Source organism: Asticcacaulis currens, assembly GCF_028550395.1.
GTDB lineage: Bacteria > Pseudomonadota > Alphaproteobacteria > Caulobacterales > Caulobacteraceae > Asticcacaulis > Asticcacaulis currens.
The window spans coordinates 102,261-128,799 of sequence record NZ_JAQQKW010000002.1; the positions used below are offsets into that span (position 1 = coordinate 102,261).

A 26,539-nucleotide genomic window follows, 5' to 3' on the forward strand; every position below is an offset into this window, starting at 1 on the left:
GCATGAAGATCGTCGTTCTGGGGGCCGGAGTTATCGGCGTAACGTCCGCCTGGTATCTGCGTCAGGCCGGGCATGAGGTCACGGTCATCGACCGTCAGCCGGGTCCGGCGCTGGAAACCTCGTTTGCCAATGCCGGCGAAATTTCGCCCGGCTATTCCTCGCCTTGGGCGGCCCCCGGTATCCCGCAAAAGGCGCTGCGCTGGCTGTTCATGAACCACGCGCCGCTGATCATCCGCCCTAATCTCGACCCGCAAGCCGTGCGCTGGATGTGGCAGATGCTGATGAACTGCAACACCGAAAGCTATAAGCGCAACAAGGGCCGCATGGTGCGCGTCGCCGAATACAGCCGCGACTGCCTGATGGCGCTGCGGCAGGATATCGGCATCCGCTATGACGAGCGCACCCAAGGCACGCTGGAGGTCTTTCGCACGCAAAAGCAGATCGACGGCCTCGCCAAGGATATTCAGGTGCTGAAAGACGGCGGCGTGCCGTTCGAACTGCTCGATACCGACGGCTGCGTTGCCGCCGAACCGGGGCTTGCGGCCTCACGTCACAAGATCGTTGGGGGCTTACGTCTGCCCAATGACGAAACGGGCGATTGTTTTAAATTTACCAATGCTTTGTCTGAAAAAGCTGAGGCGGCCGGTGTGGTGTTCCGCTACGGTGTCGATCTGCGGGGGCTGATCTGCGAAGGCGAACGCATCAAGGCGGTGCAGACCGCCGAAGGCGATATCGAAGCCGATCTGTTCGTGGCGGCTTTGGGCAGCTATACGCCCGCCTTCCTGCAACCGCTGGGGCTGGATGTGCCGGTCTATCCGGTCAAGGGCTATTCCCTGACCCTGTCCATCATTGATGAACACCACGCCCCTCTGTCCACCGTGATGGACGAAGCGCATAAGGTGGCCATCACGCGCTTAGGCACGCGCATCCGCGTCGGCGGCATGGCCGAGATCGCCGGTTTTTCGAAAGACCTGCCCGAAGCCCGCCTCAACACACTTAAATACGTCGTCGAAGACCTGTTTGGCGGCGCGGGCGACCTGAACCATCCGAACCTGTGGTCGGGCCTGCGCCCGATGACACCGGACGGCACGCCGATCATCGGCCCGACGCGCTTTGGCAATCTCTGGCTCAATACGGGGCACGGCACGCTAGGCTGGACCATGTCATGCGGTTCGGCCAAGGTGCTAGCGGACCTGATCAGCGGCCAGACCCCGGACATCGAAACGGGTGATCTGAGCCTTAAACGTTACGCCGCTTGAGACCTCGATGCGGTTGTAGTCAAATTTAGCTGTTAGGGTATAGCCTGGATTGCCAAGCTCAAATTATACGGTATACATTTTGACATTGCCACGCCTCACAGAGTGATCTCATGAAAGCCCTTCTGCGCGCTACCGCCCTGTCTGTCATTCTCGCCATCCCCGTCCTGCCCGTCTGGGCCGAGGTCGATCCGGCGGTTCAGGCGAAGTTCGAGACGATCTACAAGACAGAGTGGGAATGGCGCGGCAAGCAGTCAGCCGCCAATGAAGATACGCCCGCCGATCAGCGCGGGGGCGGCCTGCCCGACGTTTCAAAAGCCGCTCAGGACAAAAAACTGGCCTACTGGCAGACTGTGCTGAAGCAACTTGATGCCATCGACATCAACAAGTTGTCGGAAAAGGACGCTGACAATTACCGTGTCTATCGCTTTCAGATCGAGACCCTGATCAACGCTCAGGTTTATAAGCTCTACGAGCGCCCGGTGGCCGGTGATACCTCCTTCTGGGCCGATCTGGCCTATATTTCGAGCGGTACCTTCCGCAGCGAAAAGGACTATCTAAACTACATCAAGACACTCGGTGAAATGCCGCGCTATTTCGGTCAGAATATCGACAATATGCGCTCTGGCCTCAAGCGCGGCTTCACCCTGCCGCGCGTCTCGCTAAAAGGCCGCGATGTCTCACTGACGAAAGTGATTGAGGCCAAGGGCGAAGCCAACCCCTTCTATAAGCCGTTCAATCACTTCCCGGCGACTATTCCCGCTGACAAACAGGCCGAACTTAAAAAGCTGGGCCTTGAGGCGATCCAGAAAAGCGTTATTCCGGCGCACCAGAGCGTGCTGACCTTCCTCACGGGCGAATATACGCCCAAGGCCACGTCGTCCATTGCCGCCACCGACTTGCCGGATGGCCGCAACTTCTATCAGGCCCAAATCTACGAATACACCACCCTCACCCTGACCCCGGACCAGATTCACCAGATCGGCCTCGATGAGGTCGCCAAGATTCGCGGCGAAATGGACGCGGTGATGAAGGAGGTCGGTTTCAACGGTGATCTCCGGGCATTCCTGACCTTCCTGCGCACCGATCCGCAATTCTATGCAAAGACGCCGCAGGAGTTACTCGACCGTTCAGCGTGGGCGGCCAAAATGTTTGACGGGAAAGCCGGGGACTACTTCGGGCGCCTTCCCCGCATGCGCTTTGCTATTATACCTGTGGCTCCGGAGATTGCCCCCTTCTATACAAGCGGTCGCGGCGGCCCTGGCGGCTATTGGGTCAACACTTATAATCTGCCCTCTCGCCCTCTCTACTCGGTCATGGCCCTGACCTTACATGAATCAGCGCCAGGCCACGCCTTCCAAATGCCCCTGGCTATGGAAAACAAGGGACTGCCGCCATTTCGTCAGAGTGGTTACATCTCAGCGTACGGCGAAGGCTGGGCGCTTTATTCTGAACGTCTGGGTGTCGAAATGGGCATGTATCAGACGCCCTATGAGCGCTTTGGTATGCTGAGCTATCAGATGTGGCGTGCGGCGCGTCTGGTGGTCGATACGGGTATGCACGCCAAGGGCTGGACGCGCGATCAGGCGCTCGATTTCCTGCGTGAAAACACCGCCCTGTCCGAGCATGAAATCACCACGGAAGTGGACCGCTACATTGCGTGGCCGGGTCAGGCGCTGAGCTACTATCTGGGAGAGATGGCCATCTGGAAGGCGCGCGCCAAGGCTGAAGCGGCGCTTGGTGACAAGTTCGATATCCGCGCCTTCCACGACACGGTACTGGAACTGGGATCCGTGCCGTTACCGGTTATGGAGAAAGCCGTGGACCGCTTTATTGAACGCGGAGGCACAAGCCCTTATAGGGATCAGGACTGAGGCTCTTATGACGTTTCAGATACGCGAAGACGATCTGTCCGATATGCGGGTCCACGAACTTATTAAACTTCACCTGCATGGCATGTTCCAAAACTCTCCGCCTGGACACGTCTTCGCCTTCGATCTTTCTGGCCTGAAAGCCAGAGAAATAACAGTTTGGACCCTGTGGTGGGGCGAGCATGTGGCCGGCATCGCAGCTCTGAAAGCCCATACCCCTGAGCAGGGTGAGATCAAATCCATGCGGACACACCCCGACTTTTTGCAGCAAGGCGTCGGCTCTCGCCTCTTAGCTCACATAATAACAACAGCGCGCGATCGCGGATATAGGCGGATAAGTCTTGAGACGGGTACCGGCTCAGCCTTTGATGCTGCTTTTTTGCTTTACCGTCGGTTTGGATTCACTGAAGGATCTGCTTTTTCAAATTATGAAAAGAGTGACTTCAATCAGTTTTTTCACCTGGATCTTTAAGCGTCCTTAGCCACGCCTTCGATAAGCGGTACAAAACGAACCTCACCCAAATCTTCAACCTCATAGGCATCGATGGTCCGGGTATACCGAAGCAAACGCTGGACCGAGCCGCGCCCCTGCGGCGCAACCATGATCCCTTTAACCTTAAGCTGCGACAAAAGCGGCAGAGGTTCGTTGGGAAGGGCGGCAGTAACGAGAATGCGGTCAAAAGGCGCCTGTTCCGGCCAGCCGTCCCATCCATCAGCGAACCGATAGATAATGTTTTCCATCAAAAGTCGCTTGTGGCGAATTTCGGCTTCAAGCATCAACGACCGATAGCGCTCGATCGTGTATACATAACGGCATAGCCGAGACAGTATGGCTGTCTGATACCCCGAACCTGTACCGATCTCCAGTACACGATGACGGCCTTCGAGTTTCAGGGCCTGCGTCATCAACGCAACGATATATGGCTGGGAAATGGTCTGTCCCGCAGCGATCGGGATCGCGGAATCCTCCCAAGACCGATCCAGGAACAACTCTGGTACGAACAGATCGCGGGGCGTGTACTCCATGGCATGAAGCAGCTTTTCATCCTCAATACCCTGCGACTTAAGACTGGCGAGCAGGCGCTCTATACGGCTCTCAGGCATCGGGGCCTCAGTCATCGATCGATCTCCGGTTGAGGTCTGGCCTGTGAACTTGTTTCGGTGCTGCTCCGCCGAAAAAGCCCTTATAAGCCTGCAAGGTCTCGTAATGAGTAAGATCGAGATGCAACGGAGTTACCGAAATACGGTTTTCAGCCACAGCCTTAAGGTCAGTGCCATCTACAAGGTCGCAGACGTGTCCGTGGAAATCGAGCCAGTAATAGGGACGACCGCGAGGATCTACTCGCTTTACCGCATGCAGATCATGCAAGTCGCGAAATCCCTGCCGTGTCATTTCAACCCCTGTGACCGCCGCATCATCACAATCTGGGAAGTTGATATTAAATATCAGATTTTTCGCCCAACCTTTTGTTAAAAGGGAGGAAACAACAGGCGCACCGTAGGCTCGAGACGCCGCCCACTGGGCCTCAACGTCGAGGTCGAAATCCAGACATTGAGATAGTGCGATTGAAGGGATGCCAAGCGCCATGCCTTGCAATGCGCCGGCGACCGTTCCTGAAAGAGTTACGTCCTGAGCCAGGTTAAATCCCCGATTTACGCCGGAAAGCACCAAATCGGGCGGGGCGGGTAAAAGATCATTGACCGCGATCTGAACGCAATCCGTGGGAGTTCCTGTCACGGCAAACGTTCGTTCATCCAACCTGTGAGCCCGCAAGGGATCATGAAGTGTAATCCCCCTGCCTTTTCCCGACTGCTCATATAACGGCGCGCAAACCCACACGTCCTGTGACAATTGTGCCGCTATATCCCGCAGTACGGTCATGCCATACGCGTCAACACCGTCATCATTTGTCAGGAGGATACGCATGGGACTCACCTTTCGAACTTCGTACTAAAGGGGTATTTGAACGCGCACAAGATGTAGTCGGTTCCTTCCCTGTGGGATCGGCTCATTGGTTGATCGTGCCCCTCGACAGCTGGGCGTATTCCAATTCTCGACAGATATACCCCTCAGCACTACAACCCTTTCATAAGGGCAGGGTTCTCCGGTTTTGATCAGGGGGAAGGTTCACCGCCGCTAGATTGTCGAGCGCTTCGACTCACGCGAGATAAGCACCTTTCTGTGTCAATGCCCTGGTCATCCGACTTCGCATTATGCCTGCGAGATCACGTGTCGTAATGAAAAGGCGTGACAGAACTTAAGTCGATTTGGCGGGACTTGCATCTTCGTTTGTTGTCAGTCACTAGGCAAGAGAGTCTTGGCCGTACCTTCCTCTGACTGAGGGATGAGGCCTGTGAGCGAACGTCATGGTATTCACGCGACCTGGCGTTCTTTTAAAATACGGTTTGAGTGAGAAATGCGATAATGAGAGTATTTATAACCGGGACGGCAGGCTTTATCGGCTTTCATCTTGCTCGCCGGCTGCTTGCTGAGGGGCATATTGTCCATGGCTTTGACGGCTTGACCGACTACTATGATCTCGCGCTCAAAAATGCCCGTCTAGACCTTCTGAAGGCGGAGGCAAACTACACTCACACCCAGGCCATGCTAGAGGAAATGGAGGCTTTGTTGACGGCTGCGGAGGCCTGTCAGCCCGATGTCATCATTCATCTGGCAGGACAGGCGGGCGTCCGTTACTCGCTCGAACACCCTCGGGTATATGTCAACGCCAACATTCTGGGCTCCTTTAATGTGCTCGAGGTCGCAAGGGTTCTTCGACCTAAGCACCTTTTGTTGGCTTCGACGTCCTCCGTTTATGGCGCGAACGAAAAGGTGCCCTTCGAAGAGCACGACAAGACGGACGAGCCTATGACCCTTTATGCCGCTACGAAAAAGTCGATGGAGGTTATGGCACATTCCTATGCGCACCTGTGGCAAATCCCCACGACTGCATTTCGCTTTTTCACCGTCTACGGCCCCTTTGGCAGGCCAGATATGGCACTTTTCAAGTTTGTGAACGCAGCAGAGCAAGGAGAGGCCATTGATGTCTACGGAATGGGCGCCCAACAGCGTGATTTCACCTACATTGACGACCTCGTCGAAGCAATTGTGCGATTGATACCCATCGCACCGTCAGAAGAAAACCGGGTTCCTGAAGACATTGCAAATGACACGCTTTCACGCCTTGGGCCGTTCCGAATTGTAAACCTTGGTGGCGGCCAGCCTGTTAACTTGCTGCCATTCATCGAAACCATCGAAGAAGTCCTGGAAAAACCACTCAAGCGGAATATGTTGCCAATGCAAAAGGGCGATGTCCCGCGTACCTATGCAAGTCCTGAACTGCTTCAGGCTTTAACAGGTTTCGTTCCAAAAATCGGGGTTAAGCAGGGGGTGACGGCCTTTATTAAATGGTTCCGCTCTTACAAGGCAGCAACCTGATCATGGTTACCTTATGCGCAACTTCAACTCGGGCGACCGCCTTTATAATCTCCCTTACTATCGAAGCTTCAAATACTGGTGTTTGAGACAAATGCCAACGTCCGCCCACCGCCCCTGATCAGCACATGTTGCACATTTGGCGGTCACCTCACTCTATGAGTTTTTCTTACCACTATTAGCCCTCGGGTTGAAAAGGGATTGCAATAGCCCTCGGTGAGGGCGCGCTGGAAGCCAGCTTCTGGTATCGCCTACGAAGCGATACGATCTCCCCCCTGTCCCGCTTGTTTGGAGCCCGTCAGCCCCTGTCGGCTATCCACTCCTGAAACTTTCCCGATGCTTTGGGAAAAAGCCAGTTACCCTGGAGGCTGGAAGCACATTTCCGCCACAGTATGCTTTATATAGCAAAAGTGTGACACTTTCGCATCGGTTGTGATAAGTCCTTATACGGACGGGATTATAATCAGAATATATTCGATCACATGGACAAATTTCTTCGGATAAGCAACAACATCACCCAGATACCGCCGAATTATTGAAACGCAACCCTTGATTTTAATCAATGCCTACCACACACTTCCTGCGTTGAGCCCCGCCTTCAAGCCCGTCACATGTTGAGACAACGGATCATACCGCGTGGGACACCGGGAGGGTAGGATGATCGCTGTAAGACGGGAGTCCGAGCAGGTTTATCTCCTGATCAAGCGCGAACTTCTGTCGGGACAGTTTCGCCCGGGCGACCGTGTGGACAGTGCCAGCCTGCGACCGATCGTAGGAACCAGCCACATCCCGGTACGCGAGGCGCTGCAGCGGCTGTGCGGTGAAGGGCTTATCGAGGCCTTCCGGGGCGAAGGTTTCTTCATTCCATATGTGACCGAGACCAGTTTGGCGGGGCAGTTTGAGTTTCAGCACACGGTGCTTGCCTATTGTGCTCACAAAGGGATGCCGGTGGATCCGGAGGTCTTGCGCCAGATCGACTTTGCCGCGCTGCGCGCGCTCCCGAAGGCAGAGGCGACGGCGCGACTGTTCGTCGCCGTGGCGATTGCGTCGCGCAATATAGGCGCCGAACGGGCGGTGCGGCAGGCCAATGATGGTTTGCACGTGGTGCGCACACTGACGGAGGACCTGATTGCCGACCGTCTGCAGGAGTTTGACCATCTGAGCGAGACCTGGCGGGCGGGTGACCTTGCGGCGTTCGAAGCGGCGCTGGCGAGGTATTTTGAGAAGCGGCTGGCGCTGGTGCCGCAGTTTGTGCGCCGGCTTGAGCGGCCTGCGGACCTCACCTGACAGTGCCACGCAATCTCACGCCACAGCTTCCCTAGCCAAGCCCACGCTATATCTCGATTATATTCCAAATATATTATTCATATACCTCCTCACACCCCCTACCGTTGAGTGGCCATAATCCCATGGCAAGCATTCTCAATGGAGGTGACTATGAAAACGACCGAAGACAAGACCGGCGATTTCGCGCCGCTGGTCGAAGACATCATCGAACTGGGCACGGCCAGTACCGAAACCCAGGGTGTCGGTGGCGATCAGCCCGACGGCATCAACCAGCGTTTCCTGAACGCCGGCATCACCCAGGACTGAAACCCGGTGCGCGCGAAGGCTCACTTCGCGCGCACGTTTCGACGCACCGTGTTTCACATGCCGGGAACCTCCCCTCTTTTCGTTTGCCAGTCCAACGATCGGTACGTCTTTCTTGATATCGATCAGGATCGGTACTTCGGGCTTCCCCGCGATCTGGAAGCGCCGTTTGCTCGTTACATGGCCCAGGCGCCCCTCTCAGACGACGAACACCACACCTTGGTGAGGCTGGGTCTCTCAGGACGAGAGATACGCCAGTCCCTTCGTGCGCCTGATTTAGACGTAAGGTATAGTCTGTTTGATCTGAGGCTTCCCGAACCTAAACGCGGTGACACGCTTTCCGCCCTGACCCAACAGATGGTCTGGGGGTTTCGGTTACGTCACATCGGCCTTAAGGCGGTTCTGACGCGTTTAAGCGGGGAGAAAGCCCGGCTGGGACCTGACCCCGCGCAAAGCCTCGGCCGTTGCCTCGCCCTGGCCAGTGCTGCGAGACACTCCGAACGCTGGATCGCCAGCGAGACCCAGTGCCTGCGGCGTTCGCTGGCACTGATGCACCTCCTGCTGCGGAACGGTCTGACGGCCGAACTGGTTATAGGCGTGAAGACCAAGCCCTTTGCGGCGCATGCGTGGGTTCAGGCGGAAGGGCACGTACTCAACGACACGGTTGATGAGACGCGGCGCTTTACGCCGATACTGGTCGTCTAGGATGCCGTGGGCGTTTTCCGGGATATTTAGATGGCAGAGCGACGCGACTGGAACGCCAACCGGAAACGGTGGTGCTCCCGTCATTTTTGCACACCGGAATCTGACCCTCTTTCAGGAAGGCAAACTGCCCGCCCCGGTTTTCATCGGGACCTACGGCTGTGTTTTCGGCTATCTCTTTGATCGCCAAGCGGCGGACGCTCGGGTCTTGCGTTTCGACCCTGATGAGGTCGAGCGGATAATCAGCTCCAATGGGCAACACCTCCTTACCCGTTACTGGGGCGCCTACGTAGCGATCTGGCAGGAGCCGACTCGTGAGGCGCTGACTTGCCTGCGGGACCCCAGCGGCATGATCCCCTGCTATCTCATTCGAAGGAGCGATTGTGTCTTCTTCGCATCGGATGCGGGCGCTTTCCGTAACCTGACCCCTCGGCCCCGCCCGGACTGGGCGGGCTTGCGACGTTTCTTGTATGCCCATGAACTGAAATCCCGTCAGACGGCGCTGCAAGACGTTGCGGAGGTTTTGCCGGGTGAACGTATTCGCTGCGATGAGACACAATCAAAGGCGGAAATGGCGTGGTCGCCCTGGGATTTCACGCGCCGGCATACAAATGCGACGCCAGAGGCGCTGGCGGACGCCGTGGCTGCGGAGGTCGACAGGGTCGTCAAGGCCTGGCGCAGCGCGGTCGCCCGTCCGGTGCTCAGTCTCTCCGGCGGGCTCGACTCCTCGGTCCTCGCGGCATCGCTGGCACGGACTGGCCAGGAGTGGTCGGCGCTGAACATGGCCTACGCCGACGCCGGGAGCGACGAGCGCGACTATGCCGGCGAGGTCGCCGCTGCCTACGAGGTCCCTCTCTTCCGCGCCACGCACCATTTGTCCGATGTAAACAGTACCGTAGCCACATCGGGGCACCTGCCGCGTCCACTGGGGCACGCTTTTGGTCAGAGCCAGTCGAAAACGCGTCAGGCATACCTCGACGCTGAAGGCGCCGATGCCCTGTTTGTCGGTGAAGGTGGCGACAACGTGTTTGCCTATATGCAGTCGGCCACGCCCGTCGTTGACCGTTATCTGATTGAGGGGCCTCGTGGCGCGTGGCAAACGGTGCTGGACATCTCCGATATGACGCGGACGAGTGTGTGGACGGTCATGCGGTTGGCGGCGGCGCGGTGGCAACGCCACGATCCCCGCTATGTCTGGACGGGCGACGCGTCACTGCTCAGTCCGGCCACCGAGGCGTCGTTAGCCACTCTCCCCCTATCTCATCCGTGGCTCGAAGCCCCACCGGGGGCACTGCCGGGCGAAGCGACACATATCTCCATGCTGTTGCGTATACAGGGGACGCTCGACGCCGGCCCGGCCCGGCACCGGCCCACGATTATCGCGCCGCTGCTCAGCCAGCCTCTGCTCGAGCTATGTCTTGGGATCCCAAGCTGGCGCTGGTGTCAGGGTGGCATCAACCGGTCACTGGTCCGACGCGGGTTTGCCGGGCGTCTGCCGCAGCGCGTACTGTGGCGGGTCTCAAAGGGCGGAGCGAACGTCTTTTGCATGGACGTCATTGAGCGGGATCGGCCGCTTCTTTGCGCGCACCTCTGTGACGGTCGGCTGGCCCATGCCGGGCTTTTGGACGTCACGCGGATCGAAGCGGTTTTGACCTCGAAAGCGCCGATCCCATCGCCGCTTCACCTGCGGATTTCTCAACTCGCCGAGGCGGAAGCGTGGGTACGGCACTGGGAGGCGGATTGAAAAGGCGTCCCGGTCTGGCGATGACCGGGACGCAAGGTACTGGCGCGTTTTTTTTAACCGGAGACGCGCCTGAATCGTCAGGGCGTTGGCGCTGCGCGCATAGCCTTCCAACGCTGGTACTGCGCAGCCTTTTCCGGTGCGGGATCGACCTCGTCCTTCAGCCAGAAACGAAACCAGTCGATGTTGCGGTCATAGATGGCCTTACGGTGAGCGGGTTGCCATTTGGCGTGGTGTTCATCGGGAAAGACATACATTTCAACGGGTTTGCGGGCTGACTTAAGGGCCGAAAACGCCTCCAGCGCGCCTAGATACTCGTCATCGGAGACCTGAAGGAGGATCGGCAGGTTGAGACGGTCCGTGTTACGTCGCCAGGACATGGGGCGCCAGAACACGTCATTCGGTTCTGCGAGGCTCGGATATCCCATCTCGTTCAGCCATTGCGCCGTCTCCGGCCCCACGAGCGCCCCGACGGAGGTCGCCTCCTCGCAACAGCCGCTCAGGCTGGCGACCTTGAAGCGTTGAGAGTTCAGCAAGGCGAACTGGGCGGTGGACGCGCCATTACTGAACCCGGTCAGGCCGATACGAGCCGTGTCGATGACACCCAGGCGGTCGACGGCGTCGATACCGGCTTCGAGACTGCTGAGGACATGACGGAAGTCCACCCAGTCCACGCGGTTCAGCTGGTTGACCTCGGCTGGCGTTTCAGCGGTCAGGGTGCCGATGTCCGTTGGCCTCTGGACGCTTAAAACCGCAAACCCCTGCGCTGCCAGAGGAAAGATGGGGTACTCGTCGCCGGTGCCGCCTTTGAGAAAGCCCCGCGACTCGTATCCCACGATGATGAGCGGCCGCTTTTGGCCCGCCTGATAATTCGGGGGCAGGACGAGATCGCCGTAGGCCTCGGTGCCGTAAGGGGTCCGCCAGGTGAGGCGCTGAACGTTGCCGAACCCCCAGCTTTGAATGTGCGGGTTCGGGTCATAGACCGGCCGCAAATCGCCGTTTCGCGTGTCGATGCGGACTATACGGCGCGGCTGCGTTGGCCCTTCTTCTGCGCAGATGAGATCGTCAGCGACGGGCTGACACCCTATGATCAGATGGGAGGTCTTGAGCAGCGACCGTGGGGTCCCCTCGCCTATGGACCAGCGGTACAGACCGAGAGCGGCCTTGCGCCAGCCTTGACGGCGCCAGAAAACGAGGTCCTTGCCGGAAGGGCTCCACCACAGGGCCACGATACCGCGACAGGGCGCATCGCAAACCGTTTTGACGCCTGAGCGACGTACGTTCAGGACGGGACTGTCGCCAGGGCGACGGCTAAGACGCGTGGTCCATGCCCACGCGTGACCATGCCGCGCCGACAAAATGGCCCCCGCCGGCGGCGCATCCGGATCCGCCGACGATAATGACCGCCCCGGATTTTCAGCGGTCGCAGCCCCGGACTCCCCGTCGGGAAACACCGATAAACGTCGGCGGCTGAGGGGCTGCGGGGGATCGAAGGGCGAAGGCCGCACCATAGGGAGGAACCGCGCGTCGTAGAGATAGCCGTGACGGCTTTCGGCCAGGCGTCTTGCCTCCGTCTCGGGCGTCCCGGATCGAACATCGAGCCACAGGTGCTTTCCGTCAGCCGACCAGTCGAGCGCCTCAAGCGTTCCCTCCCCTGACCCAACGGTGCGCGCGTCGCTGCCATCGACGCGGACGAGACGGACACCGATACGTCCCTCGTCCTGACGCACATAGGCGATCCATCGCCCGTCCGGCGACCATTTTGGGGTGATGACCTCGGGATAACCGGTCGGGACCTCTGAGGTGTGCACCCCGGAACCGCGCTGCCGGATAAGCTCACCGCCCCTATCGACCACCCTTGCGTCCCCCGTCACCAGATCAATGACGCGCAAGGTCAATTCATAGCGGTTTTGCAGCGGATCGGCGCGGCGAAGGTGAACCGCCACATAACGGCCATCGGGCGACAGGGCGAGAAAGGGGCTTCGCAGATCATTGCCCCCCAGCGGCCCCATCTCCTCGAGGCTCAGGAGGTCATCGGTTGATATCGCCTCACGCGCTGCGGTGACCGGGGCAGCGGCTGGCGTTTTAACGTGGGCCTGCGCCCCGGCGGCCACGAGATATCCCGTGACCGCCAGGCCCACCACGAAGGGTGGACGCATGTTACCAGCTCTTTGTCAGGGTGAGCGCGACGGTGCGCCCGATGACTGTGGTGTTGGTGCTGTCGAAGCTGATCCCTTCGAAATCCAGCGACGGACTGTAAGCGATGGGCGGGTCCTGATCGAAGAGATTGGTGACCGCGAGCGCGAGTTTCACGCCACGAAAGGCCGGAACCGTGTCCCCGAAGCGCCATGAAAGGGTCGCATCGGCCGTGGTCCACGCCCCGATACGCCTGTTGGGCGACACACCGGTATCGTCCTCTTCGGCGATATGATTGACGAAGCCGGCGGCGCTGAACGCTCCACGGGTCCAGGTCAGCCCCGCCCGCGCTTTGAAGGCCGGCACGTTGAAGATGGTACCGGACAACTGGAATTCCGGAGTGGTGGTGAGAGTTTGCTGCCGGACGTCCATCCAGGTGGCATTCAGCGCCGCGGACAGACCCCCGCGGGCCAGGGCAAAGCTTTGTCGATAGCCCAGATCGACCCCTTCGACGGTCTGCGCGGTCGCGTTGGCGTACCGGTTTTGCTGGACGGCGACGACCGTAGCCGGATTGTAAGCGGCGCCGGAGAAATTGGTGAAGGTGGAGGCGCCGGCGATCAGATCGGACTGTCGGGCGGGCGACGGGTTCCATTCGACGAAGGCCGCGAAAATCGGATTGCTCAGACCTGCGGAGGTCGGACTGATCGGTTGAATGACCCGGTCTCGGTAGTCGATATCAAACCAGGTCGCCGACAGGACCATGGATCGGATCCCTTCCGGACGGTATTCCGCGCCGAAGGTGCGTGAGGTTGCCCGCTCAGGACGCAGGTCGCGGTTGCCGCCCCAGGTCATCAGAGCGGTACCGCCACCGGTGTATCCGAAAGCAGATGCCCGATAAAGATAGAGGAGCGGCGTCTGGTACATCTGGAGGAAGGACGGCGCCTTGAAAGACTTGCCCCAGCTCGTGCGCACCGTGAGACCGGAGACCGGTACGTATCGCAGACCGACACGGGGATTGGTGGTGCTGCCAAAGTCGCTATAGCGCTCGGTGCGGGCAGACAGGCTGAGATCGAGCGCCTGCAAGCCGATGCGGTTCTCGGACGCGGAGATTAGCGGAGCGAGGACCTCCGCGAAGAGGTAATCGACGTGGCGTTCGCCCTGATAGAAGTTGCGGCGGGAGGCCAGCCCATTGGCGAAGCTCTCGGTGCGCCGCCCGCCTCCGATCGCACCCTTGATCGTGCCCGTGGGCCCGGAGACGATCGGCCCATCGGCGACGACCTCGAGATACTCGATTCCATTGCGGAAATTGGACTGCCCGACATAGCCCGGCGCGCGCGTCCAGACGCTGTTGCGGCTGCCGGCGAGACCCGCCGTGGCTTTCAGGCCCCAGTCCCCGATGTCCATATCGAGCGTCCAGGCAAGGTTGTAGTTCGGGTTGTAGCTGGTGATGTAGTAGGCGTCATAGTCCTTGAGATACTGATCGACGCTCGAGACTGTGCGGTCCGAGACCAGGCCATCGAAGGACAGAGACAAGGTGGGCGTGAGGTCGCGCCCGAGGCTGACAAAGGCCGATCGCCGCGTCTGGGGCCTCAACAGATTGCTGGCGGGCGCTGCGGCTTGGGTAAAGTCACGCTGACCGGCGGTAATCCCCTCCTGATCGCTATATTCGACATTGAGAAGCGCGTGGCCTTCGGCACTGCTGCGTCCGATCAGCGCCGAGTAGGTCTGTTCAAATCCGCCGCCCTGGGTGGTGCCTCCAAGACGGGCACTGACTTCGGCGCCGTCGTAATTTTTTCGGAGAATGATGTTGGCGACACCAGCGACGGCATCCGACCCATAGAGGGCTGAGGCGCCATCGGTCACGATTTCGATGCGTTGGACGGCGGCGAGCGGAATGCCCGAGATATCAACGCCCTGGAAAAACGAGTCCGACGCCAGGCGGTGGCCATTGAGCAGAACGAGGGTCGCGTCCGTACCCAGTCCGCGCAGATTGAAGGTGGAAGCGTTGGTGATGTTCTGGTTGCCGATATTGGTGGGGCCTGAGCCGACCACGGTCGGGTTCTGGCCACCGGCGAAGTTTTCGGGCAATCCGCGCACGACGTCGCCCAACTGGCCGTATCCGGCGGCGTCGAGGTCTGAACGCCCAACGCTGCGCATTGGGGCGGTCGGCTGGCTGTTGCGAATATAGCTGCCGGTGACGATCACTTCGGTGGGTTCGGCTTCGACAGCGGCGGCACCTGCACTACCTTGTCTCTCCGACACCTTTAGATAGATGACGCCTGCGTCTTCCGAGCCCACCTCAAAGCGCGTATTGGCCAGAAGGATCGCCAGCGCCTCCTTGCGGGTGTAACTGCCTTTGAGTACCGGGGCGGTGGTCCGGGCGGCTTCGGCGTAGTCAAACATGAGCTGGAGGCCCGACTGCCGCGCAAAGGCGTTGAGCGCCGCCGCGGTGGACTGGGCCTCGATGACATAGACTTTTCTATCCTCGGCCGCGATGGCCCCGGCGGTGCCGAGGAAGAGGGCCAGTGACAGGGTACAGACGGAGACGTGGTTACGGAGTGTGGTGCGTGAAACGGACATAGCGGTATCCCCTGATTGATATGTCACTCGTGTGACACTGGACCGCTTGATAAAAATACGGGGGCTTCCCCTACACGCTTACGCTGGATTTGATCCCTACACGGAAAACGCTGACTATCGCGAAAGAATGATGGTGTTGTCCTGCTGCGTCACATGGATGCCGAAGGAGACTTCGAGCCCGGCCAGAAGCCGCGCCGGATCGCGGTTGGTGAAACGACCGCCCAGCTGTATGGCGCCGAGTTCCGGATTGGCGATGATGATCTTTCGGTCAAGATAGCGGTTGTATTCTTCGACGACTTCACTGAGGACCTGACCGTTGAGGACCAGTTCGTCGGTGCGCCACCCGGTGAGAAAATCGAGATCGTTGGTCGAGACGGGCCGGACGCGCTCTTGACCCTTAATGAGAATGGCCGCCTGGTGGGCGTTCACGCGCAAGGGCGGCGCTCCGTCCTGAGATACGGTGGCGGTTCCGGCGAGACTGATGATGTCGAGTGAATTGTCGCGCAGCCGGGCGATGTATTCTCCGGGACCCAGAGACGCGGCGTGCGGTCCCGCCTTCAGCTCAAGGCCGCGGCCGGACACGGGGACCTTGACGGCGACTTCCCCGCGCTTCAGCCACAAGGTCCGCTCGTCGCCATTGATCTTCCAGGCCGCCCGACTGTCGGTGTTCAGTTCGATCTCACCGCCATTGGGAAAAACGACGGTCTTGCGTTCACCGACGCGGGTGGCGGCTTCAACGCGCCCGCTGGTCAGGATAAACAGGGCCATGCCCGCCAATGAGGCGACCGTCACAACGGCGGCTGCGCCGCCTATCTGCAACAGGCGCCGCCGCGTCGTCAGCGGAGCCGATACCTGAACCCTAACTGGCTCCGGATCGGCCAGACCGCGCAGGCGTTCCATCTGGCGCATGGAGGCGTAGATTCGGGCGAAGGCGGCGGCGTGGCGCGGGTCGGCGGTACGCCAGGCCTCGAAGGCGGCCTGATCGCCCTCGCCGCTATCCATGCGGGCAAACCACTGTGAGGCGGTCTCCATAATGTCATCGACGGATGTCGAAGATTCGGATGTCATGCGTTTGCCACCCTTCGAGGGCCCGAAACCGCGCCGGGCGGCCTGTCGATCAGAGCATAATTCAATTCAGGGTTACAGTCTAATCGCTGTCGCGCGAAGACCGACGAAGGGCGCGCGGTGTGCCCACGACGCCGCCGCGCGCGAGCGGACCAAGGCCTTCCAGCCCGGCCACTTCGACGGCCTTGGCGAACTGATAGGCGCCGCGCGCGATGTGGTAATCGACGCCCTTGACCGTCATGCCCAAAAGCCGGGCAATCTCTTTGACGGACAAGCCCTGCAGGCGGCGCATCATCAGGACGCGTCGCGTCATATCGGGCAGCCCATTGAGGGCGGCCAAGCCGACCTTAAGCTGCTCGCGCATGGCCACTGCCTGAAAGCCATCCGGCTCAGACGAAGAAAACTCCAGTGTCTCAAAATCCGGCAGGGCCTGAAAGGCCACTACCCGGGCACGACGGATGCGCTGAACCCCCAGATTGAAGATGGTGCGCATGACGTAGGCGCGAGGATTCTCAATTGACCGCCAGCCCTCCCCGTCCAGCACATTGGCGTAGGCATCGTGCAACAGGTCACGCGCCGCCTCGACGTCCCCCATCATTCGCCGCGCCACCCGCAGATAACTGCGCTCATGAACCACAACGAAGTCTGCAAACCAGCGGTCAACGTCGCGAACCCAACACGAACTCGAAGAAAGCGACGAAGACGAAGACGAAACCTGAACCGGGCTCTCCCGATTAAGCCCCTGATAGAAGTACCGTTCAGCGACCTTCAAAACCTCCGCAGCCACCGAAAGCCGCGCGTGGCTGACACGGCGCTCGCCCGTTTCAATCTCCTGCCATTCCAGGGCTGAAATCCCAAAAGCACCGGCCAGATGTTCAATGGACATACCCAACTCGAGACGTCGCGCCCTGAGGCGTGCGCCGATATGGACGTCTGATGCTCGGTTGTGAGGGGTCATGGCCACACTCCCCGAGGTTCCAATGGGCGGTACGTCCCCGCCTGAGGAAGCCTCCTTCGATCCTGGTGATCGGGGAGTTAGAAAACCGTCGTTACTCGGTCCCTATGGCCTTTAGCCGGGGCCTATTGCATACGCCATAGGCTCCCCGACCATAAGTCAAGGAAGGCAGCACCGAAATTGTCGGCACTCACAAGTAACGATAGGGGCTTTCTACGACCCCAGCGCTGCACGTACAGCGCCGTCAAGAATCTTACATAAAAACGGGGAGGAACGCCAGTGCGATTACGACCTCGGCGGGTACTGTCACACCGTCACTTCAACAGAAGCAGATCGCGCTGGCCGTCAGCAGCACCGCCCCACCTGCTCAACGATCACCGCAGAAGGCCTGCGTAACCACCGTTGATCATCTCCGTTGCATACCGAAGAAGCCGCCTTGTCCGGAGCCTCAGATAATCAGAGCCATCGTGCCAATCGTCGCGGACAGCCTTCTCGCCAAAGAGTGCGCACGCAATCTCTCTCTGGCTGGCGCCGGCGCGCCAGGCGTCATGGGCACGCGCTGCCAGCACCCAGCGCTCGGCCTTAGTTTCAATAGGATAAAGCTTGGGAAGAAATCGGCCTTGCTGGTGCAATCCAACCAGACGACGAAGGCTCAGAATACGGGTTTCGAGGTGCTTAAAACCCGAAAGTGCGTAGCGGAGATAAACAGGCCCTTTGAGAACCGTGCCTTCAAGAACGAAAAGCTGTAGGTGATGTATGCCGTCAGATAACAGCACAACCTCAAACCCTTCCTCCATGACAAGCACCGTCGCCAGCTTCCCATAAATGTGGAGGTCAAAGGCGTTCTCGGTGGTGAACGCAGGTAGTGTGCGGACAAGTAAAACTGATTTGTCCCAATCCGGTCGCCAAAAGACCTTTTCGTGCTGCTCTCGGCCGTAAGGCTCAACGACGAAAGGATACCCCCCAGCGACCTGCGTCCGAGGCCACCCGTCCCCGAATGACCCCTACGTCGCCGGGTCCCGATCGTACCAGTCTGCGGTCCTGCCCCTGCAAGCCCTTTTGATAATCTGGGTTTCGTTTGAGCCACGCCCACGCCCACCCGACCCTATCCGTCGCCGCCAACGCGTCGTAGTGGCGGCTATCTAACCACTCGAATGCCATCATGAGCCCCACCCCTTGAGCCACCTCAAGCGATAAGAAATAGCATATTACCGCTAAAGTTGCAAATTCTTGTTTCTTCACGAATGGTTGGGATGAGGAGCGCTAGATGTTCCGCCCCTGTGGACTATTCTCAACGTCTCATTCGCGCCCAAAGGCGACATTTCGGAGTAGCAGCAAAATCCCATTACCGGACATTTGGCGGGTGTCATCAGATCCCGTTATCGGACCTACAGCGGCTAACGAAAGCTCGCGTTTTCGACCTTCACTTGAGCTTGTCGCTCTGATGCTACGCCTTGGTCGATGCGCATAAATTTCCAGCAACTTTCCGATGATCGGGAGTATCGTTTGGAGGCGACCTGAATTATGATATGAGGAACTATTGTTTCCCATATTCATTCTTAAGTGGGAACACTACCGATGAGGCTTCACTCGGTCACAGGCTGGCATGACTCTAGTTCCGAAACTGTCTTTTTCTACAGTTGCCGCTTGGCTGCTCCCTTTAATGTTCACGTTGCACCTCGTGGCACACACGATCTTCATGCAGGTCGCGCCAACGCAACTATGTACCTATCACAACGAACTCGAACGGGAATGCGGAGATGGTCACTGGAGTTTGGCCATGGAAACATTGCTATTTATAGAGGCATGGATTTCTATCGCCGGAATGGCAGCAGCGATATTCGTATTATTGAAGGGGAACCTCAAGCTCTGGGGCAAAATGGGTCTACTTTTCTCGTCGATACTCGCCTTGATGATCTTCGCGGACGCGGCCTACTACTCCGGTGATCATTAGGCTCAGAGGGACACCACGACCCCATAACCGCTAGACGGTCGCCTCAGTGCCCTTACCGGACATTCGGCGGCTGCCGAAAGATCCCATAACCGGACGTTTCCGAGACGAATAAATGCTCCTAGCTTCAAGCTATCGTTGATATCAAAGGGGGTCGTGTTATCAGTAGGTATGGGATTTGCGATATCAAAGAAATAAGGGTTTCAGAAAATATTGGACAAAATTAAATGAATAAGGAGTGGTCTCCATATCGTGTAATGAAACTATTAGAAATTGACATGCCAAATGGGGAGGATCGTATTGATGAGGTGTTAAATCACTTTTATAAATCGGAAGATTGCCTTGATTTAAAAATGTCTATTTTATCGAAAAACGAAATAATTTCTCGGCGCGCTCTTTATATAACGTCAGAATTGGGAATAAAGTGTTGCTCCTGTTTGTCCGCCATATTGAAAAATGTAAATCACCCTCATGAAAAAGCTAGATTATTTGTTTTAAGTTCTATTTTTGACTGTATAAATTATTTAAATTCCTCCGACATTTGTGTTCTTTTTTCCATGTTTGATGATGTTTCAGATCTCGTCAAGGGGAGTCTGATTTCTCTATTATCTAAAATCGACGCGAATTTGATTTTCGAGGGGGCAAAATTGTTTTTGGCCTATAATAAATTGGATTTAGATGCAGAATTATTATTTACTCCGGCAATTGTAGATGAAATTATTCAAATGCTAAATAAATCCAATCGTTTTATTTTGTTTTTGGGGTATGTGTTTTTATTGAAGTTTCATCTATCTGGGGAAGATATCTCAAGCGTCCTTGAGCTATGCGATGTTCCCAAAATTGTACGCGAGTTGCTCTTCGCGTAAAGTGAAACCGTAAATTTGTGCAATTCTGGCCCTCTTGAGGTCGATTTTCGCGTCCAGCTCGCCCCCTAACCGCCTGCAAAGCAAGATTGCCACTTCCGCTCTTCGCGGATGTTTTGGTGCTGCCGATGTCGCCTTCGAGCCATTAGGCACCTGCGCGCCCAGAGCGGTCATTTGGAGAGGCCGAAGATTTCATTACCGGACGTCGTGAGGTTTGGTCGTGCGGCCGCCTGTTAACGCATTGGAGCGGTCACCTGCCATATCGTTTCGAGTACGGGCGTCCGCCAGATTTAGGCGGTTCAGTTCGCCGCACGGTACTTGGCAGAAAACTCAGCCCTGCCAACCTTAAGTTCCGACGCCACATATTCCCTGTTGGACTTATCTATTTCCATCACAGCGTCCACGGATTTTGCGATAGTCGGCGTTTTGTACAGTTGCGCCAATGATTTTAATTCATCAATATTAAACCGTTTTGCCAAGTAGGAAACGAAATGATCTTCAATGTTTGATTTTAATGAATCCCTCCCGGCTATTAATATTGGCTTGAAACGGGCCCTTTCAGTCTCTGTTAGGGCTTCGAGCGGTAAGCGACTGTTTACGGATTCTAACAATCGATAGACGAAAATATCGTTCATGGCTTTCTCAAGCACACGCTTATTTCCGCTCAATGCAAATACCACCTTTGCTGCCTCGGCGTCTTCTCTAGACGTAAAGACAGTGCCATTTGCGAACGAATATGAAGTGCCGGCTTTCATCGCCGAAACAATATTTTGAGCCGTTTTCTGAACATAATTGTCGAATTTTTTCAGATCAAAAGCCTGATTAGACGCCATGTCCGAGACAAACCGGGCACCTAATGGAGAGGTATTAATACCGATCAGCTCTTCTACATCGGCTGAATTCAATCTTGGCGCCATATCATGCACTGCCCGGTCATCCAGACGCATGACAAGACGTTGGCATATTGGAGAAACGATCGCCTCAAAACGCTCTCTCTGTGCTGCCGTCAACGATCCGCCCGCGTCAGCGAGGACATCCTCTAACAAGCTCTCCCTGAGACGTTGAGCCATCATAACATTTGCCTGGTGAAGGCCGTTAACAGCCACCAGCCGTTTCACGCGTATCTCGTGGTCCGACCTCTGATGTTCAGAGTTAGCGGAATTGGCCGCCAGAGCGTGCTCAGGAAAAAGGGCGATCGCAATAAATAAGAGAAGAGATCTGAAAAGTGCCATTCTTTCCTCCATGTTTTCCGTGCTCCAGCTATTTCTGACTTTAAGCGCCCAGGAGCCTTCCAGCCAGCAGCAACCTCTTCTTTACGTCGGTGTTGTTTTCGTATCGCCCGCTTTAACAGCCGTATCGGCGATCTTCCATGATATGAAACGCGCAAATTCATGAACACTGACTCGCTTGATAATGACAGCTTTCGATGACACTACGCGGCACTCCTGCATGTAATGGCCCATGATGATTTTTACTCCGCTTAGCGCGGCGTCAGAAACGGTCATCATCGGGGTGCGTGTGGGTGACTAAAAAATTCGCGTCTCCTTACACATCGACGCGGTTTGACTTCCGCTTTTTCTAAGACCCTAAGTTGCCGCGCGTCGGCTTTGGGCCAAAACCAGCCCCCGACCGCGCCCTCCCTCACCGAAAATCCCGGCTCTTCTGAACCCAGCCGCCGCCCTGCGCTCTGGCCACCCGCGCGTCCTGTCCGGGCCCGCCATTGCGGAACTCATCGCCCGGCATACGGGGCACGCTCAACGGCGTATCGCGCTCACCGATACTAGCCAGAAGCGGTGACAGATCAAAGACGGAGCGCGCGATAAGATGGACCACCTCGCCTTCGCGCTGGATGTAGCCGTTGATGGCCACAAACGACGAGCCATAGACGGCGGCCTTATGAGCGGCCGCCACCTTCTCCCAAACCACCACATTGGCGTCGCGGGTCTCGTCTTCCAGCGTCATGAACATCACGCCATTGGCCGAGCCGGGCTTCTGGCGGACGAGCACCATGCCCGCCACGCTGACGAGGCGCCCATCTTTTGAGGCCATGGCGTCCGCGCAGGTCATCAGGCCGCGCTGGCGAAGCTCTTCACGCAGGAACGAGACGGGATGGGTCCCAAGCGTCAGACCCAGGTGATTATAGTCTTCGACCACCCTGGCCCCGGCCGTCATGGGTTTGAGGATCACTTGGGGTTCCGGCATTGCAGACGTCTCCCCTGCCCCCGTCTCCAGATGATCGAACAGCGGTAGAGGATCATCGCGCAGGGCACGGATGGCAAACAACGCGTCCCGACGGTTCAGACCGAGGGCGGGAGAGAAGGCATCGGCCTTGGCCAGTTGTCGCAGCGTCACCACCGGCGTGCGGGCCCGCTTCCACAGATCGGGAATGGATGTGAAGGGGTGATCTCCGCGGTGCAGGATCATCCTGGCAATGTCCGCGCTCTTGAGCCCTTTGACGAGCCGAAAGCCTAACCGCACGGCATAGCGTCCCGGTCGGTGTGTCTCCTCCAGCGTACAGTCCCAGCGCGAGGCATTGACGCAGACCGGGCGGACCTCCACGCCATGTTCCTGAGCGTTGCGCACCAGCTGCGCCGGGGCATAGAAGCCCATGGGCTGGGAGTTCAGGAGCGCGGCACAAAAGACGTCCGGGTGATGGCATTTCATCCAGGAGGAGGCATAGGCGATCAGGGCGAAGGAATAGGCGTGCGACTCCGGAAACCCATAGGAGCCAAACCCTTCCAGCTGGCTGAAGATCTGCTCAGCATAGTCTTGCGTGTAGCCGTTTGTGAGCATCCCCTGCACGATCTCGTCGTGGAATTTTGAGACGCCGCCGGTGTGTTTGAAGGTGGCCATGGCGCGGCGGACCATATCGGCGCGCCCCGGCGAGAAGCCGGCCGCCTTGATGACAACCGACATGGCCTGCTCCTGAAACAAGGGTACGCCCAGGGTTTTCGAGAGAATGGCTTCCAGTTCCTTTGAGGGATAGGTGACCTCTTCCGTGCCCTCACGCCGTCGCAGGTAGGGATGGACCATGCCGCCCTGTATGGGGCCAGGCCGGACTATGGCGACCTGCACCACAAGGTCATAGAAGGTCCGTGGTTTGGTACGTGGCAGCATGGCCTGCTGGGCGCGGCTTTCGATCTGGAAGACGCCGACCGTTTCGGCCTTGCGGATCATGGCATAGGTGCGCGGGTCTTCGGCCGGGATGGTGGCCAGGTCCAATTCTATGCCCTTGACCTCGGCGAGCATATCGAGCGAGCGCTTCATGCACGACATCATGCCAAGCCCCAGGCAATCGACCTTCATGAAGGCCAGCACATCGATATCGTCCTTGTCCCATTCAATGACTTGCCGCGCCTTCATGCGCGCGGGCTCTATCGGCACCAGCTCATCCAACCGGTCGTGGGTCAGGACAAAGCCGCCCGGGTGCTGGCTTAAGTGCCGGGGCACGTTCATCAAGAGCAGGTGCAGGTCGATGGCGAGTTTCAGGCGCCGGTCATTGAGATTGAGGCCCAACCCTTCGGCCTCGGCCAAAGTCATACCGCCCCGGTGCCAGTGCGTCACCTGTTTGGAGATCAGCTTGATCGTGTCTTCGGGATAGCCCATCACCTTGAGCACGGCCCGGATGGCCCCGCGCGTGCGGAACCGCGTGACCACGGCGGTAAGCGCGGCGTGCGAACGGCCATAGGTCTCATAGACCCATTGCAGCACCTCCTCACGCCGCTGGTGCTCGAAGTCCACATCGATATCGGGCGGCTCCCCCCGCTCTTCGGAAATGAAACGCTCGAAGAGAAGATCATTGCGGTCCGGATCGACGCTCGTAATGCCCAACACAAAACAGACGCAAGAGTTGGCGGCCGAGCCTCGCCCTTGGCAGAGGATGTCCTGCGAGCGGGCGAAGTTGACGATGGCGTTGACCGTCAAAAAATAGGGCGCGTAGTTGAGCTTCTCGATCAGGGTCAGTTCATGACGCAGAAGGTCGATGACCTTTTGTGGCACGCCTTCCGGGTAGCGTCGCTTCGCCCCTTCCCAGGTCAGCTTTTTGAGGGCGTCGATGGCCGACAGCCCCGGTAAAAGCTTTTCTTCCGGATATTGGTATTTAAGCTCGTCGAGGCTGAAACGGCACTGATCGGCGATCTCGACACTGCGCCTTAAAGCCCCCTCGTAGCCCGGAAACAGCCGATACATCTCCTCCGGCGTCTTCAGATAGCGATCGGCGTAGCGGTGGCGCAGATCCCCCAGGGTGTCGATGGTACAATTGTGCCGGATGCAGGTGACCACGTCGTGCAACTGGTCGCGCTCATGGACATGATAGAGGACGTCATTGGTAACAACGGTGGGGACGCGCACCCTAGCCGCCAGGTTCGACAGCTCATGCAGGCGCAGATGATCCCCCTGCCGGCGGCGCAGCGTCAGCGCCACATGGGCGCGCTCGGCAAAGATGGTCTTGAAGCGGCGCAGGCGCTGGGCGCAGACCTCGTCGGCCTCGTCCGGAATGAAGATGCCGATCAGGCCTGCGTTGAAGTCCTCGACATCCTGCCAGCTGAGGTCGCACCGGCCCTTGCCGCCCCGCGCCTTGCCCACCGTCAAAAGCCGCGATAGTCGCGCATAGGCCGCCCGGTCGGTGGGATAGACGAGCAGCGACGAGCCATCGGTCAGATCAAGGTGGCAGCCGACGATCAGGCGCACCCCCGTGGCTTTGGCGGCGACATGGGCACGCACCATACCGGCGAGTGTGTTGCGATCAGCAATGGCAAGCGCCTCAAGACCCAGTGCCTGCGCCCGCACGAACAGCTCATCGGGGGATGAACAGCCCTGCAGGAAGGAGAAGTAGGACGCGCACTGAAGCTCGACGTAAGGTGGCTGCATCAGTCGAACTTCCCATGCAGATACCAATTGAGAGAGCCGGTGCCCATGTGTTCGCCGTCCCCGGCCCGGAAGACCCAGAAGCGCTCACCCGTGGCGGTTTCAAGGATATAGTAGTCGCGCACCTTGCCGGTTTCGGTGTCGCTGACCCACCATTCCCCCTTGACGCGTTCGGGGCCATCGGCACAGACGACGCTGTAGCGCTGACCGCGCCAGGTAAAGGCGCGCGGCGGATGATCGGGCAAGGCCGCCAGCGCCTGCACCGGTTCGGGGCGATAAAGGCGCGCCGGGCGTCGATAACGGGCATTGCGTGAGGAGCCTGTCCCGGATGCCGAAGGCGCGATCCGTCTGACTGAGCGCTCCGGGATGTCGCTTGCGACTTCCACCGCGCGGTAAAGTCGACCCTCGCCGTAGCGGTTGCTGAGCGTGTCCCATAGGTCTTCGACGTCCGGGCGGCCGGGCGCGGCAAAGCGCGTGGCGACCTGGGTGAAGGACAGCGGTTCGACCAGAGGGGCGGACAGGGTCATCTTGTCGATGCCGAAGCCCGGCTCAACGGTTTCGATCTTATCGACCAGCAGTTTCGACAGACGCTTTACGTCGCGCACCGGCTTCGCGGTACCGACGGATATGGTCTCGATGCGACTATCGACGCGCACAAAGTGCAAATCGAGCCGTCGCGCCCCAAGACCCGCCTCTTCCAGTTTCAGGCACAGGGATTCAGTCAAACGGCGGGTATATTTTTCAAGCGTGTCAGGCGCCCCGATGGGCTCAAAGAAAGCGCGTTCGACCGAGATCAGTTCGGGGACATGGACGGGCTCAATGGGTTCGGCCAGTCGCCCAAACGCCATATCGACGCGCCGCCACAGGTCGGGACCATAGCGCAGCGCCAGCGGGGCGCGCGGCTTGGCCGCCAGTTCGCCGATGGTGTCGATACCGATAAGGCGCAGTTCCTCGACCGTCTCGGCCGGTAGGCGAAGCGCCCCGACCGGCAGGGGCAGGATTGCCTCAGAGGACTTACCCGCTGGAATGATCAGCGAAGACTTACCGGCAAAGCGCACCAGGGCATGGGCGGCCCCCCAGCTATCTGCGACGGTGGCGTAGGCGGTGATGTGGAGAGCGTCGAGGCGCCGCAGCATATCGGAGACCAGAGCGGCCTCTCCCCCATAGAGATGGGCCGCGCCGGTGATATCGAGGATCAGACCGTCGGGCGGATCAGCGGCCACCACGGGCGAGTAGAGCCGCAGGGCCCAGACGGCGAGCTTCTCCAGCGCCTCGGCGTCACGCTCCACCTCAGCGTCACGCACCTCAAGACCGTCTATCAGAACCTGCGCCTTGGCCACCGCCATGCCCCGTCGCACGCCGCGTTGATGAGCTAACGCATCGACTGCCGTGACGAGGCGGCGGCTGCCGACCTTGCCCTGTAGCACCAGAGGTCGCTCAAGCGGCAGCACGTCCAGGCCTATAGCCCGGCGCAGACGATCGGTCCCCCAAAATGGCAGATAGAGGCTGAGGTAGCGGGCCATGACA

Annotated in this window: 21 protein-coding genes; 10 read left to right on the top strand and 11 right to left on the bottom strand. The window is 58.5% G+C overall.

Annotation, left to right across the window (positions count from 1 at the left end; genetic code table 11):
• The first annotated feature begins 2 nt into the window (after positions 1-2).
• From PQU94_RS03600 to PQU94_RS03610, 3 genes are all read left to right on the top strand, one after another.
• Positions 3-1,259: a D-amino acid dehydrogenase gene (locus tag PQU94_RS03600; protein ID WP_272740133.1), complete on the top strand. Its 1,257-nt coding sequence runs from the start codon at positions 3-5 to the stop codon at positions 1,257-1,259.
• A gap of 110 nt (positions 1,260-1,369) precedes the next feature.
• Positions 1,370-3,130 (top strand): DUF885 domain-containing protein, encoded by a 1,761-nt coding sequence (locus PQU94_RS03605; protein WP_272740134.1) that lies wholly within the window; start codon positions 1,370-1,372, stop codon positions 3,128-3,130.
• A gap of 7 nt (positions 3,131-3,137) precedes the next feature.
• The gene (locus PQU94_RS03610) at positions 3,138-3,599 is read left to right on the top strand and encodes a GNAT family N-acetyltransferase (RefSeq protein ID WP_272740135.1); all 462 of its coding nucleotides are present in this window, start codon (positions 3,138-3,140) and stop codon (positions 3,597-3,599) included.
• On the opposite strand, the gene PQU94_RS03615 is transcribed toward PQU94_RS03610, so the two are convergent.
• Together PQU94_RS03615 and surE are read right to left on the bottom strand one after the other, a co-directional pair.
• Positions 3,596-4,246 (bottom strand): protein-L-isoaspartate(D-aspartate) O-methyltransferase, encoded by a 651-nt coding sequence (locus PQU94_RS03615; RefSeq protein WP_272740136.1) that lies wholly within the window; start codon positions 4,244-4,246, stop codon positions 3,596-3,598. The two genes, PQU94_RS03610 and PQU94_RS03615, sit on opposite strands and share 4 nt — an antisense overlap.
• On the bottom strand, positions 4,239-5,054 hold the full coding sequence (gene surE, locus PQU94_RS03620; protein ID WP_272740137.1) for a 5'/3'-nucleotidase SurE: 816 nt from the start codon (positions 5,052-5,054) through the stop codon (positions 4,239-4,241). The genes PQU94_RS03615 and surE overlap by 8 nt, the downstream gene beginning before the upstream one ends.
• Positions 5,055-5,552: 498 nt before the next feature.
• On the opposite strand from surE, the gene PQU94_RS03625 reads away from it, so the two are divergent.
• The 5 genes from PQU94_RS03625 (at position 5,553) to PQU94_RS03645 (ending at position 10,599) form a co-directional block, all read left to right on the top strand.
• Entirely contained in the window at positions 5,553-6,566 is a 1,014-nt protein-coding gene (locus PQU94_RS03625; RefSeq protein WP_272740138.1) for an NAD-dependent epimerase/dehydratase family protein, read from the top strand.
• A gap of 654 nt (positions 6,567-7,220) precedes the next feature.
• A complete protein-coding gene (locus PQU94_RS03630) occupies positions 7,221-7,850 on the top strand; it encodes a GntR family transcriptional regulator (protein ID WP_272740139.1) in 630 nt (209 codons plus the stop codon).
• 150 nt (positions 7,851-8,000) lie between these two features.
• A complete protein-coding gene (locus PQU94_RS03635) occupies positions 8,001-8,156 on the top strand; it encodes a benenodin family lasso peptide (RefSeq protein ID WP_272740140.1) in 156 nt (51 codons plus the stop codon).
• Positions 8,157-8,510: 354 nt separating this feature from the next.
• Positions 8,511-8,858, top strand: coding sequence for a lasso peptide biosynthesis B2 protein (locus tag PQU94_RS03640; protein ID WP_272740141.1), 348 nt, complete (start codon positions 8,511-8,513; stop codon positions 8,856-8,858).
• A 1-nt stretch (position 8,859) separates the two neighbouring features.
• A complete protein-coding gene (locus PQU94_RS03645) occupies positions 8,860-10,599 on the top strand; it encodes an asparagine synthase-related protein (RefSeq protein WP_272740142.1) in 1,740 nt (579 codons plus the stop codon).
• 77 nt (positions 10,600-10,676) lie between these two features.
• On the opposite strand, the gene PQU94_RS03650 is transcribed toward PQU94_RS03645, so the two are convergent.
• From PQU94_RS03650 to PQU94_RS18140, 6 genes are all read right to left on the bottom strand, one after another.
• The gene (locus PQU94_RS03650; RefSeq protein WP_272740143.1) at positions 10,677-12,755 is read right to left on the bottom strand and encodes an Atxe2 family lasso peptide isopeptidase; all 2,079 of its coding nucleotides are present in this window, start codon (positions 12,753-12,755) and stop codon (positions 10,677-10,679) included.
• 1 nt (position 12,756) lies between these two features.
• Positions 12,757-15,312, bottom strand: a complete 2,556-nt coding sequence (locus PQU94_RS03655) for a TonB-dependent receptor (RefSeq protein ID WP_272740144.1) — start codon at positions 15,310-15,312, stop codon at positions 12,757-12,759.
• Positions 15,313-15,426: 114 nt separating this feature from the next.
• Positions 15,427-16,380, bottom strand: coding sequence for a FecR family protein (locus PQU94_RS03660; RefSeq protein WP_272740145.1), 954 nt, complete (start codon positions 16,378-16,380; stop codon positions 15,427-15,429).
• Positions 16,381-16,459: 79 nt separating this feature from the next.
• Entirely contained in the window at positions 16,460-17,335 is an 876-nt protein-coding gene (locus PQU94_RS03665) for a sigma-70 family RNA polymerase sigma factor (RefSeq protein ID WP_272740146.1), read from the bottom strand.
• A gap of 371 nt (positions 17,336-17,706) precedes the next feature.
• Positions 17,707-18,129: a DNA -binding domain-containing protein gene (locus PQU94_RS03670; protein ID WP_272740147.1), complete on the bottom strand. Its 423-nt coding sequence runs from the start codon at positions 18,127-18,129 to the stop codon at positions 17,707-17,709.
• A gap of 145 nt (positions 18,130-18,274) precedes the next feature.
• Positions 18,275-18,496, bottom strand: coding sequence for a transcriptional regulator domain-containing protein (locus tag PQU94_RS18140; protein ID WP_368407056.1), 222 nt, complete (start codon positions 18,494-18,496; stop codon positions 18,275-18,277).
• Positions 18,497-18,938: 442 nt separating this feature from the next.
• Here PQU94_RS18140 and PQU94_RS03675 point away from each other — a divergent pair, with 442 nt between their 5' ends.
• On the top strand, positions 18,939-19,286 hold the full coding sequence (locus PQU94_RS03675; RefSeq protein WP_272740148.1) for a hypothetical protein: 348 nt from the start codon (positions 18,939-18,941) through the stop codon (positions 19,284-19,286).
• A 254-nt stretch (positions 19,287-19,540) separates the two neighbouring features.
• Positions 19,541-20,149 carry a hypothetical protein gene (locus PQU94_RS03680; RefSeq protein WP_272740149.1) on the top strand — a complete coding sequence of 203 codons (609 nt, stop codon included), beginning with the start codon at positions 19,541-19,543 and terminating at the stop codon, positions 20,147-20,149.
• Positions 20,150-20,445: 296 nt separating this feature from the next.
• On the opposite strand, the gene PQU94_RS03685 is transcribed toward PQU94_RS03680, so the two are convergent.
• From PQU94_RS03685 to PQU94_RS03695, 3 genes are all read right to left on the bottom strand, one after another.
• Entirely contained in the window at positions 20,446-21,378 is a 933-nt protein-coding gene (locus PQU94_RS03685) for a hypothetical protein (RefSeq protein ID WP_272740150.1), read from the bottom strand.
• Between the two features lie 409 nt (positions 21,379-21,787).
• Positions 21,788-25,015, bottom strand: a complete 3,228-nt coding sequence (locus tag PQU94_RS03690; protein WP_272740151.1) for an error-prone DNA polymerase — start codon at positions 25,013-25,015, stop codon at positions 21,788-21,790.
• Positions 25,015-26,535, bottom strand: coding sequence for a Y-family DNA polymerase (locus PQU94_RS03695; RefSeq protein WP_272740152.1), 1,521 nt, complete (start codon positions 26,533-26,535; stop codon positions 25,015-25,017). Before PQU94_RS03695 ends, PQU94_RS03690 begins: the two co-directional genes overlap by 1 nt.
• Positions 26,536-26,539: the final 4 nt, after the last annotated feature.

Coding starts and splice junctions, on each gene's coding strand:
- PQU94_RS03675 (WP_272740148.1), top strand. CDS start 18,939: ATGACTCTAGTTCCGAAACTGTCTTTTTCTACAGTTGCCGCTTGGCTG.
- PQU94_RS03630 (WP_272740139.1), top strand. CDS start 7,221: ATGATCGCTGTAAGACGGGAGTCCGAGCAGGTTTATCTCCTGATCAAG.
- PQU94_RS03610 (WP_272740135.1), top strand. CDS start 3,138: ATGACGTTTCAGATACGCGAAGACGATCTGTCCGATATGCGGGTCCAC.
- PQU94_RS03695 (WP_272740152.1), bottom strand. CDS start 26,535: ATGGCCCGCTACCTCAGCCTCTATCTGCCATTTTGGGGGACCGATCGT.
- PQU94_RS03625 (WP_272740138.1), top strand. CDS start 5,553: ATGAGAGTATTTATAACCGGGACGGCAGGCTTTATCGGCTTTCATCTT.
- PQU94_RS03685 (WP_272740150.1), bottom strand. CDS start 21,378: ATGGCACTTTTCAGATCTCTTCTCTTATTTATTGCGATCGCCCTTTTT.
- PQU94_RS03690 (WP_272740151.1), bottom strand. CDS start 25,015: ATGCAGCCACCTTACGTCGAGCTTCAGTGCGCGTCCTACTTCTCCTTC.
- PQU94_RS03670 (WP_272740147.1), bottom strand. CDS start 18,129: ATGGAGGAAGGGTTTGAGGTTGTGCTGTTATCTGACGGCATACATCAC.
- PQU94_RS03645 (WP_272740142.1), top strand. CDS start 8,860: ATGCCGTGGGCGTTTTCCGGGATATTTAGATGGCAGAGCGACGCGACT.
- PQU94_RS03680 (WP_272740149.1), top strand. CDS start 19,541: ATGAAACTATTAGAAATTGACATGCCAAATGGGGAGGATCGTATTGAT.
- PQU94_RS03640 (WP_272740141.1), top strand. CDS start 8,511: ATGGTCTGGGGGTTTCGGTTACGTCACATCGGCCTTAAGGCGGTTCTG.
- PQU94_RS03650 (WP_272740143.1), bottom strand. CDS start 12,755: ATGCGTCCACCCTTCGTGGTGGGCCTGGCGGTCACGGGATATCTCGTG.
- surE (WP_272740137.1), bottom strand. CDS start 5,054: ATGCGTATCCTCCTGACAAATGATGACGGTGTTGACGCGTATGGCATG.
- PQU94_RS03660 (WP_272740145.1), bottom strand. CDS start 16,380: ATGACATCCGAATCTTCGACATCCGTCGATGACATTATGGAGACCGCC.
- PQU94_RS03665 (WP_272740146.1), bottom strand. CDS start 17,335: ATGACCCCTCACAACCGAGCATCAGACGTCCATATCGGCGCACGCCTC.
- PQU94_RS03635 (WP_272740140.1), top strand. CDS start 8,001: ATGAAAACGACCGAAGACAAGACCGGCGATTTCGCGCCGCTGGTCGAA.
- PQU94_RS18140 (WP_368407056.1), bottom strand. CDS start 18,496: ATGATGGCATTCGAGTGGTTAGATAGCCGCCACTACGACGCGTTGGCG.
- PQU94_RS03655 (WP_272740144.1), bottom strand. CDS start 15,312: ATGTCCGTTTCACGCACCACACTCCGTAACCACGTCTCCGTCTGTACC.
- PQU94_RS03600 (WP_272740133.1), top strand. CDS start 3: ATGAAGATCGTCGTTCTGGGGGCCGGAGTTATCGGCGTAACGTCCGCC.
- PQU94_RS03605 (WP_272740134.1), top strand. CDS start 1,370: ATGAAAGCCCTTCTGCGCGCTACCGCCCTGTCTGTCATTCTCGCCATC.
- PQU94_RS03615 (WP_272740136.1), bottom strand. CDS start 4,246: ATGACTGAGGCCCCGATGCCTGAGAGCCGTATAGAGCGCCTGCTCGCC.